Consider the following 12,616-nt stretch of genomic DNA (forward strand, 5'->3'; position numbering starts at 1 on the left):
ACTGCCTACGTGCAAACTTCACCAACAATTACATTTGCTAGGGTAAGTGTAGTATTTCTAACAAACGTAAATCAATCTCCATCCAACAAAAAGCGTATTGAATATCCCCAAATGCCATATTAAATATGGAAAAATCATCATCAAAAAACAAAAAACGGTGCCCAATTGGTGGATCCAGAAGGATCTCTGGCTCGCTCCAAGTTGTACGCCGTTGATGGTCTTGTAAAGCTTTTTGGGAAAATTATGGAATTTCATTCCTATTGTATAGTAGTATACTATTTAGGAACTTGCGGAATTTGGATACCTGAACTCACTAGTCAAGATAATGAGGGGGATTTCATGAACATAAAGCGTGTCTTGAACACTAGAAATAGTATCATTTACACCCAAATTCTATCTTATATATTGATTCTGTTAATTCCTATCATTTTCACTGGAATCGTTTATTTTGTTACTGTAAGAACGATTGAGCAAGAAACAAGCAGGGCAAATCTTGCTATGCTGAAGCAAGTCCAGCTCAATATGGACAATATCTTAAAGGATGCGGAGCGCTTAAGTTTTGACATTGCCTTTAACCCGGATATTCAAATGCTAGCCACTTCGCAGGAAACGAACTGGAATAACAAACAGTATGAAGTTGCTCAGATTGTAAAAGATTTCAAAAGGATGAATATAACGAATGGCTACATAGATGATTTTTATGTGTACTTTAAAAACTTGGATGCTGTGATATCTTCGTCAGCAGCTTCAAGGAGTAATTATATGTACTCTTTTCTTGTCAAGGATGGGCTAAGGTATGAACAATGGATAGATACTCTTCAACATGCATACAATGGTAGGTATATCTCAAAAGACAATAAGACAAGCACAAATGAGAATTCAGGAGCGCTGGCTTACATGCGTTCAATCCCAATATCAAATTCCGGGGATCCTCTTGCCACAATCGTCATCCAGTTAAAAAGAGAACGATTTACTGAAATGATTCAAAATTTACAATCGGCGCAGTATGGAAGTATCTTTATTTTAGACAATGATAATAACCTTCTTGCATCGACTGCTTCTTTTCATTTATCAGATATCTTGCAGGTGGATGAGCTTACGCGTAGCGATAATATGCTAGTAAAAGGACAAGGAAAGGATTCGTTCATCATTTCCTATACGAAATCTGATGTATCCAACCTAAAGTATGTTTCCATTGTTCGGCGTGAGATTGTGATGGAAAAAAGTGAGTTTACAGAAAAATTAATGATTGCAAGTATTATTCTATGTTTAATTTTTGGAGGAGCCGTATCGGTTTTACTTACATGGCGTAATTATAATCCAGTTCGTAATCTGATCCGTATTGTCCAACATGGGAAAATTAAGAATTCCTATGACAGATCCAGTAATGAATATCAGTTTATTTATGAGGCAATCCAAGATGCTCTTCAAGAAAAGGAACATATCAACCTGAAACTGAAGCAGCAAAGTAGTGTAGTGCGAGCGGATTTTCTGCAAAAGCTTCTAAAAGGGAAGTTTGGGAATATATCTGTCCATCACAATGCCTTTTACGCGCTTGATATGCAGTTTCGATCCAGCGATTTTATCGTCGTGCTCCTATCCATAGAAGATAGAGGAAAGCTTATTTCCTTAGGAATTGGAGATGATTTTGAAGCAAAGTCTAAGCTCCCCTGCTTTGTAATCACCAATGTTTTTGAGGAGCTGTTGGGACAAAGGTATCAGAATTTCACCACAGAGATTGATGAGAAAATAGTATTCCTAGTGAACCTGCATGATCTTGAAGCGGAAGATCATGTGCAAGAAATGATCAACCTTACAGAAGAGCTGCAAAAGTTTTTTGGGAAATATTACAATATGACCCTTACAGTTTCCATCAGTGATGCTCACTCGGGTATCCATGGCATGCAAGAAGCCTATCAGGAAGCCGCCCAAGCCCTAGAATACAAGTTAATTGCCGGTAACGGAAAGATCATCCCCTTCCAAAGTCTGAAATATAATGTCAGAGATTATGTCTATCCGCTTGAAAAAGAGCAAAAGTTAGTGAATTGCATCAAATCTGGAGAGTTTGAAAAAGGAAAGCAACTACTTGACGACATTATTCACTCTAACTTTATTGACAGCACCCCCACTGCCGAAATGACAAGGTATTTTATGTTTGATCTTGCAAGTACAGTTGTAAAAACAGTAAAAGAAATTTCTGCTGATGAGCCTGTAGAGAAATTATTTGAATGTGAAACCTTAGTGGAACTGCAGACGGAAATTACAGCTACACTCGCATCAGTATGTAAACGTATACAGTCAAAAACCAGTAATCGTTACTACGAATTAAGCAGGAATATCATCGAGTTTGTAAACAGCCACTATGTAGAAGTTACCTTAAATGTAGCGATGATTTCAGAACATCTGGGGATTTCTCCAAGCTATATGTCCAAGCTTTTCAAAGAACAAACCGGAGAAACCTTGCCAGATTATATCAATAAAGTAAGATTGGAAAAAGCGAAAGTATTATTAAGGGACGAAAAACTCAATATCTCCGACGCCGCTGTCAAAGTAGGGTATTTAAACAGTAATGCGTTGATACGCAGTTTTAAAAAGTACGAAGGCGTCACTCCAGGAAAATATAAAGAGTGATGATCCTTTTATTAAGAAACCTAAAAATAAACCCTCCATCAATTAAACAGAAGGAGGGTTTTCTTACTGTCTATTTAATTATTTTTGTGGCCGTACTCTCTGTTGGGAAATGACTTAATAGCAGCTACCGCCCACAACCTCTCCATTGAGTCTTTTCCTTAATAGTGACCACAAAAAGGCAACTAAATCTTGGCCTTTTTCACTTTCAAAATGTTCATGATCCAGAAAGGCACGCCATTTGTTATCCCCTCTAGTCCTAAATTCGAAAGTCAAATCGAATGATAGCAGCTCAATGAGATTACCTGTACTTAATAAGGGAAAGCATTCTTCATATATGAACTCGCAATCTTCTGTACTGTAAATACAAAAGACCAACTGTTCATTACAATCTGCAACCTTTACAATGTGTACTCCCCCAGTTGGAAGGTGAACAAACATTTCCCCCTCTACTGGATCACCCCATAGTATGTACTTATCAAATTTCACCCTTTCTTTTTCAATTAGTCCTTGTGCCTCTTCTACAGAGATTCTATCTCGTTTTAATATCATTTGACGATGCCCTCCTTTCCGCTATACTTTAAATTTCATAACAAGGTTTTCTAAATTTCGGGAATCTTTGCTGAGTAATTCGGTAAAAGTTGAAACCTCTTTAACTAAGATATTTTGCTTTACCGTCATATCGTTAACACTTTTCACGCCTTTGAGCGATTCTTCAGCAAGAACATCTCTAATAATCGATTGCAGCGCTTCCATCATCGCATTTAAAGAATTAGAAATTTCTCCAATCTCATCCTTGCTTGTATAATGCAGTCTTGCCGTGAGATCGCCACCGCTCTTTGCAAGTTCGGCTATTTTTTCATTGACGAGCTGAAGGGGTTTTAATTTCACAAAAATCATAATGATCATTGCAAGTAGGATTGCAAATGTAATAACGAGAAAGAGTATCGTTAGCGTAAGCAATAAGCTTGCCTCATTTTTTGCAGCAGTCGCTTCACTTTCCTCTCTCGTATTCATTAAATGCTGAAATTGTTGTACTGATTCCATAATGATATTTCTGCTTGAATCATAGTTACTGTCAAACATGAGCTGCCGGGCTTTCGTAAAATCCTTGCTCTCCACAGCTTTCATAGCTGCTTCTTCCGTTGTGACAAGCATATCTGAATTTTGTTTTGCGTTTGCAATGACATCCAGTTCCTCTTTCGGTGCACCCAATTGAGTCAATTTCGCCAAGACGTTATCTACTGTTTTGGTTTCGTTAACTTCTCTCCAATAGTTGTCATAATGAACTTTATCTCCAAACTGCACATAAGCTCTTGCTTCGTTTGTTAAATAGTCAGAGGCATTGGCTAAATCGATCCCTAATTGCTTGAATACAGCTTGTTGTTCCACAGCGGATCGCTCATGCGCCACACTGCTATCAAGCAGATAAATACTCGCCCCATTCAAAACCGATAATAAAATAAAAACACCACTTGTTGCCTTAAGCCAAGTTGTAATCTTCATAAGAATGTCCAACTCCCATGTTAGTTATTGATTTATATTTATATCTCTAATTTCTCCGGTATCATGAACGATATATGATTAAATGAGTAGGATCAATCTAGAGATTATTAACACTGTGTATAGTTTTATTTAACCACTTGACGTTGTAAACACGAAGCAAAAAAGACTTGATTCCTCAAGCCTTTAAAATGAACTAATTATGTAGCTTACTTAGGCAAAACGCGCGGCTTGCTGGAGTTGATCAGCAGAGATGACAACTTTATCGGTCGCCTGGCCGATCTCCTCAATTGAAACGACAATCTGCCGCATTCCGGCTAACGAACTCTCCACATCATGCAGGCTGCTGTTCATCGAGTGTACGATTCGCTCAAACGCGGCTTCCGTTGCCTCCGCCTCAGATTTGCTCAACTCGATAATCTTGTTCGCCTGATGAATTTCGGCGGCAACTTTGGCCGCAAAATCACCCGTTTCCCCAATATATGCCTTAATCTGATCGACCGATTGCTTCGTTTGGTTCGACAGCTTGCGCACTTCGTCGGAAACCACCGCGAAGCCTTTGCCGTGCTCGCCCGCCCGGGCCGCTTCGATCGCCGAATTCAGCGCCAGCAAATTCGTCTGGCTGGCAATCTCCTGCACAATGTTGACGACTCGACCGATCTGAGTAACCGACGAAGTGAGTTGCACAACCAGCGCTTCAGCTGTCGCCGAGCGTTGATAGATTGCCGTGATGCTCGCCTCCAGCGCGGTCAACTGGTTTGCCCTTCCGTGGCGAGCGACTGCGTCTCACGGGACGCCCCAGCACTGCGCTCGACGGAAACGTTCACTTCGTCCGCCGCTGCGATCAGATTTTGCACCGAAGTGTTCGTCTGCTCGGACACTGCCGCAATCTCTTCGCTGACAGTGGTGACTTTCCGCTTTAATTCCTCTTTGACCTGTTCGTACTGCAGTTCCCGCTGCCTGACGTTTTCCTTTTCATACGCCTCCAGCACAATTTGTTGCTCAAAATTGAGAATTTTCGTAATCGCTTTGCTGATGCGCAGGCTTTCATCGCGATCTTCGACATTGCGGTTTACAAGGAGCATCAGCGTGTTCTGCAAGTTCTGAAACGCGCCCATGTACCATTTGGGCTCGAGTCCAATCCGGCTATGCACATCGGCGACGCGCATCCGCTTTTGCAAATACTCCTCGTCAATTCGCCCGCTGAACATCTCGATCAGATGCGACTTTAGCGTTTGTCTAAGCCGTTCGACCGTACTATTGCTTGTAATGATTGCTTGGAGCGATTCTACGCCTGTGATCGTTTGGTAAAAACCGTCCACAATATCCTCGATGTACAGACGCACGAGTGGCTGAACAGACTGTATACACCGCACTTCGTCCAGCGTCAGATCGATCATCTCCAGTTGTTTCAGAATGACCGGGTCTTTCATTTCGATCGTCGCCGGAACTGTCGACTGGTGCCCACTTCGCCAACTTTCATCGAACTTGCGGTATTTGTCCCCGGCGAAGCGCTTCAAAAAAGGAATGAACAACTGCCTTTTTTTAATGGGTGGCTTATTCTGGGTCATTCTTCGTCACTCTCCCACTCTCTCAAGTCTAGTAATCTAGTCTTAAATCGTTATTAGTTGCAGTCACTGCTATTTCTCCAATATCATAAATTTTATATTATGGAAAAAGAGTATGATCAAACTAGATTTTATTAACACTGTGTATAGTTTCATTTAACCATTTCATGCAAGGTAACCCAATGAATTCTAAACAGATCTGATATATACTACAAGGAGCACTCATGTAACGTTAAATTCAATGTGATTCGGGCTCTGCTCCTGAATATAGAGTTCCTCCATATACACAATTGACTTTTCCATATATAATATGGATAATTATTCAACCCGCTGAATGAGCTGTTTACATGCAAGAATGATGTCAAGCAAGGATTCATTCGAGCCGTTTATTTAACCACTTGAGGTAGGTGCCCCCATGTATTCAGAACAAATCCGATATATTCTACAAGTAGCCTCAGATAAATCAATACGAAAAGCAGCAGATAAATTACATATAACTGCCTCAGCGATTAGTCAATCCATTCAAGCATTAGAAAATGAACTAGGTATAACCATATTCCAACGAACTAGCAAAGGAACAATTCCAACACTTGAAGGCGAAATTGTACTTTTAAAACTTTTGGATATGAAAGCTAAATATTTAGAATTATACGAAGAAATTAATCGCGCAAAAAATGGGGATTATTTGAAATTAAGAATATCGTATTCGAATACGTTCGGACATATCATTAAACAAGCGTTAGTTTCTTTCAAAAAAGAATTTAAAGATATACAAATAGAGCTCTTAGAAAAATTGCCTCAGCAGATTTGCGAAGAAATTACTACCAATTGCATCGATCTTGCTTTTATTGGTGAACAACAAGATTTAATGAATCGGAATTTTGATATTGAAAAGCTATATACAAGCCATCTTTGCATTTGCGTTGGAAAAAAGTCTCGTTTTCGATTTAAAGAATTTTTAACTTTAAAAGATTTAAGAAACGAATCCATCATTATTCTCGACTCTATCTCTCATAGAGAAATGATTAAAAGAGCAAATCTAGATGGGAATCCGATTTATGTAACGGTAACCGTTACTGAACCAATTGGTGAGTTTATGTTGAATTCGAATGCCTTTACAATTTTCGATAATTTTTCATTGAAGGGCCATGATCACGTTCTTAATGGAACTCTCATTCAAATTCCATATAAAAATCCAGATTTATTATATAGGGATATCTGGGCCGTTCATTGCAATACGAATTTATCCAGCTATACCAAGGCATTCTCAAAACATGTGCGTGCTCAATTTGACTAATAGAGTAAATTGTATGGAAATTAAAGAAACCGATGTTGATGACAAATTGGTTTCCAAATGAACAAAGCCAGCAAACACTGAAAAGTGTTTGCTGGCTTTTTCGTGTAAATTACAGTGACATCAATCAGATACGACGTCCACAATATATCAACGTAAATCACAGAAATTAACGAAGTCGCTTCTCTCTCAACAAGCGTATTCTTATGCCTGTTTTCTACATAATTCTGGTTACGATTGCCAATACTAAAGCTCAGGTGATGGAAATGCTTGTAAAGCACAGCAAGACGCAGCGAAAACAGATCGTTGAGCAACTGGGGCACGCATTAGACTTCCACATTCAGCCCCTTCTGATACGCGGGATCCCGTTAGAAATAATCGCTTTGAGCAGTCTGGTGGATGTTGCTGCAACTGCTCGACGCCTGTCGGAAGCCGGACGTGAACACGCATCGAATTGGGAGGAGCTGCTCGGAGAGCTTGGTGCGGAAACACCGCGAGGAGATCTTGTTCAAGGCCTTCTTGAAGGCAAGACCCTGATTCTGCAGCCAGAAGGAACAGGTGCAGCCTGGGTGCAGTCGGAAATGCAGCAGCTGTATCGCCCAGTCGGCACAACGAACAATCAGAACATCCTCATTTCATCGCAAACCGGTTTCATCGAAAACCTGACGACCAATATCGGTCTGATCCGGAGCGAGCTTCGTTCCCCGGATTTAAAGCAGGTGAATGTCGACATTGGTTCACACGAGAAGAGAAGAATTCTCGTGCTCTCATTGACAAACGTGGCGGATCCAGCCTTAGTAACCGATATCGAGAAAGCGCTGCAAGCGCACGCGAACAAGCCGTTCGCTTCGCTTCAGCAAGTCTCCCGCTGGCTACGCAGTACGCCAAAATGGAGTCCCCTACCATCGTTTGTCAAGACGGAGTCGCCGCACGAGGTCGCTTTTTTCCTGAAAAAAGGCCGAATTGTATTGCTTATCGATGGCTATCCCGAAGCCATCGTCATTCCCGTGGAGCTATCTGACCTATTCATCGCGGATACCGATCGCGAATATACGCCCGTTACCGCGTTCATGATCGTTTCGTTCCGTATTCTAGGCGTACTCATCGCCATTTGCGCGCCAGCGTCTTATGTTGCTCTCATATCGGTGAATCCAGACGTCATGAAAATCGAACTCATCTATTCCATCGCGTTGAGCCGAGTCGGCGTTCCCTACCCCTCTTTAACGGAAGCGCTCATTCTGCTTTTCATTATCGAGATGTTGTTCGAAGCGCTCGTTCGGCTTCCGAAGAGCATCGGTCCAGCGATGACCATGGTCGGCGGCATTATTCTCGGACAGGCTGTCGTCGAAGCGAGTCTTGTCAGCAGTCTGGTGATTATCATCATCGCGGCTTCTACCATCGCCAATTTTACTGTCATTGGGTATCACTTTACGCTCGTCATCCGGTTATGGCGTTATATCATGCTCTTCTTTGCTTCGATGTTCGGTCCGCTCGGCATCGTATGCGGATTCTATATATTGCTCTCGCTCGTCAGCTCGGCTGCGCTAATGCGGCATCCAATGATTCCATTCGAGCCCATTAGGAAAAAGGAGTGAACAGAATGATCCGCGGAATCAGTGTCGCAACCTTCTTTCTTGTGCTACAGTTCGGGTTGTTAATATTCGTGTTCCCAAAAAGCATCATTCAATCCCAACCCAGCGGCCATTGGTTCGTCATCATCATCGGATGGCTGGTTCAAGGTTTGATGCTGCGTCTGTTCATCGGAGGCTTTCGCGCCGATAAGACAAATCTGCTTACCAATCTCCAACAGTCCGGAACATGGTTTCGCTTAGGCTTGGTTTGGCCTTTCATATTCAGCAATATAATTGCCATCGGGATTATGATCCGCGGACATGCCCAAATTCTCAGCATCCTGTATTTGCCTCAGACTCCGTTATGGGTATTGTTAGTGCTGCTGATCGCAACTGCGCTTAGTATTTCTTACGCCGAGCGCGATTCGCTGCTGCGGCTTTCACTCGTGATTGGCAGCTTTGGGCTCCCCCTTTTGTCCTTAACCCTCATTTCCGCCATAGAGTATGCGAATCTGGACATGATTTTTCCGATCAAGCCAACATTGGAGTTCATGGGTGAACCGCGAATTCTGCCGGCGTTCTCAATTTTCGTAAATGTCTTCGGCCTGATCGGCTTCTTCGGGCCTTATGCCGAATCCGAAAAGCGCTGGCTATGGGGAGCATGGGTCGTTTCGCTCTTCTTATTTCTGTTGAACGTCTATCTTCCGATCAGCGCATTCGGCCAAGAAGTCGCGGACAATTTCCGATTTCCAATGATCGTGCTGTTGGACACGGTTCGAGTAAATTGGTTTTTCTTCGACCGAATGTCCATGTTCTACATCATGGCCACCATGTTCAGCACATTGATTAATATCAGCGGTCTGCTATGGGTAACAAGACAGCTTGCTCTTCATTCTTCCTTCGTCCCAAGACTGATTACAAATCCAGTAATCGTGGGAACGGTTGCGATAATCTTCGCGTATTTCGTGCCCAGTTTGGAAGATTTAGAACGGTTATTGCTCTCGGGAGGGCCGTTGCGTCTCTGCTTACTATTCATCCTTTCGCTGGTCAGCTTTTATTACCGCAATAGGGCAAAGATCGGAGGAAAACCACGTGTGTAAGCGAGTGCGAACAGGGATATGTCTCCTCGCCGTCTGGCTCGGATGCGGCCTAATAACAACAGGATGCTGGGATTATCATGATATCAATCAGCGTACCGTACCGGTAATCATGGGTGTTTCCAAAGGGCAGGAGAAGAAGTATAAAGTTTCGCTGCAGATCCCGATTCCAGCAGAACGGCAGCTGAACGTCAAAGTCGTTTCTCGGGAAGCTTCTACGATCAGTGAAGGTATTGACAACATTCGTACTGATATCGAGAATTACATCGATTTACTCAGCATACAGCTAATAGTCGTCAGCCAAGAGCTCGCCCGGGAAGGACTGCAAGACGCATTGGCTAATGCGATCCGAGCTACGGCATTCCCCCCAAAGACATTGCTTGCCGTAACAGACAGCGACATGGAAGAATTGTTGAGCAATACGAAGAAGGCTATTACAAGCGACGTCACGACATTCTACAAGTTCGCGAACAAACGCGCCGGATGGACGCCAAAAACGGCGAAGGCCAGCTTAATGGAGTCCTTCTCCTCGACACAATCTTATACACAAGACGTCTTGCTCCCGATCATTAAGCCGGGCCGTGAGACAGTCCTCGAGTTCGATGGATCCGCCATTATGAAGAAAGGGAAAATGATCGGCCGACTGAGCGATAAAGAAACGCTGGTCGTAAACGTGATCACCAACCGCTTTTACGGCGCGGACGTCGAAGTGTTGGAAAATGCGAGTCTCACCATTCGATCCGCCCATATGAACTGGAGCAGCCGCGTGACGGAGAATGGTCCGGAATTGGTAGGCAAGCTCAGCTTGCAGACTAGCCTATCGGAATCGATCATCGAGAAGCCAAAAAGCGAGCACAAGTCCGATCTCGAAAAGTTATTCTTGAAAGACTTGGATAGTGTCACGAACAAGCTGATTCAAACAGGCGCCGATCCGTTGGGTCTGGGCAATCATTTCCGCAGCAAAATCCCATTCGAGAAACTTGCAAAGTGGCGAAGCGATTATTATCCTGAATTAAAAGTTCACTATCTCGTTCAAGTCAAGATTAATAACCTAGGTAGCCTAGTGCAAGCGGAATAGCTTAAGTAACACCGGACTCCAGCAGTTACCCTCAAACATTCACGAAATGCAATAATGAATTTTGAGGGTAAGGACGCTGGCGACGTCGACAAGAAGAGCAATTAATGACTTCGTGCGGCGAACAACATCTTGCTCACTTTCATTTCCACATCAATTAAGGAGAATGGTTTAAACATATACGCATCTGCACCAAGTTTAAGCCCCTTTTGTACATCCTCTTCGCTGCTTCTACCGGATAGGAGTATGATTTGGGTTTTTGCAGCACGTGTGCCTTCCGTTCTTAATCTATCGAGCACTTCAAATCCGCTCATCCCCGGCATAATGCAGTCCAAGATACAAATATCTGGCTGATCCTCGACTAAGATCCGATAAGCAGTTTCTCCGTCTTGCGCTTCGATCAGTTTGTAGGGCTTTTTCCTGAATTGATCAGCTAGCATCGTACGGAGCAAACGATCATCGTCAGCAATCAATATTGTTATGGACTTTTCGGATGGAAGTCGCAAGTCAGCCGGATTTTCCCTCGTCATCCCGTAGGATGTTCGAAGAACACGATTCCGCCCGTTGCATTTCGCTTTGTACATTGTATAATCCACGACTTGAAACCAGTTCTGAACAGACTTGTTTGAATTCCAGGACGAGATGCCTGCCGAAAAAGTAATAAAATAGTCAAAAAAATCGTGTTGGGCAATCGGCTCTCTTCGGACTTGTTCCAAGATGCGGTTCATGATTTGTTCCGCTTCAAGATCGGTAATCCCCGGCAAAATAACACCAAACTCTTCACCACCAAGGCGTGCCAGTATATCGGTGTTCCTCAGGCAGCTTTGCAGCAAGTGACTGAATTTCTGCAGCACGAGATCGCCAAATGGATGACCATGTTTATCGTTAATGGCTTTAAAAAAATCAATGTCAATAATGACCAGCGTCAACGGCTCATTGTATCTTTGTGCACGGTTTACTTCTACTTGAAGCTGCAGGTCGAAATACCGCCGATTATGAATTCCGGTCAACGGATCGTTAAACGCCATGAGCGCAAACTCCATGTGACGCAGTAGCATCCGTTGAATCCGCGCGCTCAGATCTTCATAGCGAAATGGTTTGGTGACGAAATCGTCAGCGCCCATTCGAAAGCATCGGACGACATCTTTCATATCATTGCGGCCGGACAACACAAGCATGGGAAGCCATTTAATCATTGGATCTTCTTTCAGCACCTCGAATATTTCATATCCGCTCTGCGGATGCATCATAAGATCAAGCGTAATTAACTGATAGTCATTCTCTTTCAGCAGCTTGATTGCAGTTTCCACATTCGATGCCTCATCTACGTTATAACCCTCAAGCCTAAGCTTGCGAGCCAAATAAGACCGTAACACGCGGTCATCATCTACAACCAGCAATCTGCTGCCTAAGAGTTGAGAGGGGAGGACCTCCTTGAGTGGTGCTTGCTTTTGTTCCAACAGAAGTTCCTTGCAGTTGACTTCAAATTCCATTTGAAGCTCATTTAAAAGGGAGCGACTGGCTATGTAGCAATCCTGAACCTGACTTTGAATGTCGTTTCCTGATAAGTAATTCGTTTCGTAGCTCCATTCCCAGCATTCGGCGAACAGGGCAGCTACTCTTCCCATGCGAACCATTCCCAGAATCGGGGCGGTTCCTTTGATGGTATGACCGATACGGTACCATTCTCTCGATTGTTCAATCATTTCATCAGAGCTGATTGTGTTTGTAGGATTATTCAAAACTTCCAATTGCTTCCTTAGTTCATCGAGATACTTTTGTCTACTTTCAAACTCCAAACTCAGGCTAGCTTTCTCGTAATCATGGATATTCTCATCCAAGCTGTATTCCTCATTTCTCTCATGTTGTCAAAATCACAT

General features: G+C 43.0%; 9 protein-coding genes and 1 pseudogene. 5 read left to right on the forward strand and 5 right to left on the reverse strand.

Annotation, left to right across the window (positions count from 1 at the left end; all coding sequences use genetic code 11):
* Positions 1-339 precede the first annotated feature (339 nt).
* Positions 340-2,631: a helix-turn-helix domain-containing protein gene (locus J2736_RS10210; protein ID WP_310226078.1), complete on the forward strand. Its 2,292-nt coding sequence runs from the start codon at positions 340-342 to the stop codon at positions 2,629-2,631.
* 114 nt (positions 2,632-2,745) lie between these two features.
* On the opposite strand, the gene J2736_RS10215 is transcribed toward J2736_RS10210, so the two are convergent.
* The 4 genes and pseudogenes from J2736_RS10215 to J2736_RS10230 all read right to left on the reverse strand — a co-directional run bounded on the left by J2736_RS10215 (position 2,746) and on the right by J2736_RS10230 (position 5,702).
* Entirely contained in the window at positions 2,746-3,180 is a 435-nt protein-coding gene (locus tag J2736_RS10215; RefSeq protein WP_310226080.1) for a hypothetical protein, read from the reverse strand.
* Between the two features lie 21 nt (positions 3,181-3,201).
* Complete coding sequence (locus J2736_RS10220; protein WP_310226082.1) at positions 3,202-4,134, reverse strand: HAMP domain-containing protein; 933 nt, start codon at positions 4,132-4,134, stop codon at positions 3,202-3,204.
* Positions 4,135-4,344: 210 nt separating this feature from the next.
* Positions 4,345-4,767 (reverse strand): annotated as a pseudogene (locus J2736_RS10225) (methyl-accepting chemotaxis protein); the annotation flags it as partial.
* A gap of 113 nt (positions 4,768-4,880) precedes the next feature.
* A complete protein-coding gene (locus J2736_RS10230; protein WP_310226086.1) occupies positions 4,881-5,702 on the reverse strand; it encodes a protoglobin domain-containing protein in 822 nt (273 codons plus the stop codon).
* A 412-nt stretch (positions 5,703-6,114) separates the two neighbouring features.
* Between J2736_RS10230 and J2736_RS10235 the strand changes: the two genes are divergently transcribed.
* From J2736_RS10235 to J2736_RS10250, 4 genes are all read left to right on the forward strand, one after another.
* Entirely contained in the window at positions 6,115-6,996 is an 882-nt protein-coding gene (locus J2736_RS10235; RefSeq protein WP_310226088.1) for a LysR family transcriptional regulator, read from the forward strand.
* A 263-nt stretch (positions 6,997-7,259) separates the two neighbouring features.
* Positions 7,260-8,588, forward strand: a complete 1,329-nt coding sequence (locus J2736_RS10240) for a spore germination protein (protein ID WP_310226090.1) — start codon at positions 7,260-7,262, stop codon at positions 8,586-8,588.
* A 5-nt stretch (positions 8,589-8,593) separates the two neighbouring features.
* Complete coding sequence (locus J2736_RS10245; RefSeq protein ID WP_310226092.1) at positions 8,594-9,664, forward strand: GerAB/ArcD/ProY family transporter; 1,071 nt, start codon at positions 8,594-8,596, stop codon at positions 9,662-9,664.
* Positions 9,657-10,739 carry a Ger(x)C family spore germination protein gene (locus tag J2736_RS10250; protein WP_310226093.1) on the forward strand — a complete coding sequence of 361 codons (1,083 nt, stop codon included), beginning with the start codon at positions 9,657-9,659 and terminating at the stop codon, positions 10,737-10,739. Before J2736_RS10245 ends, J2736_RS10250 begins: the two co-directional genes overlap by 8 nt.
* 101 nt (positions 10,740-10,840) lie before the next feature.
* On the opposite strand, the gene J2736_RS10255 is transcribed toward J2736_RS10250, so the two are convergent.
* Positions 10,841-12,577 carry a response regulator gene (locus J2736_RS10255; RefSeq protein WP_310226094.1) on the reverse strand — a complete coding sequence of 579 codons (1,737 nt, stop codon included), beginning with the start codon at positions 12,575-12,577 and terminating at the stop codon, positions 10,841-10,843.
* Positions 12,578-12,616: the final 39 nt, after the last annotated feature.

The sequence above is a fragment of the Paenibacillus qinlingensis genome, assembly GCF_031455095.1.
GTDB classification, from domain to species: domain Bacteria; phylum Bacillota; class Bacilli; order Paenibacillales; family NBRC-103111; genus Paenibacillus_E; species Paenibacillus_E qinlingensis_A.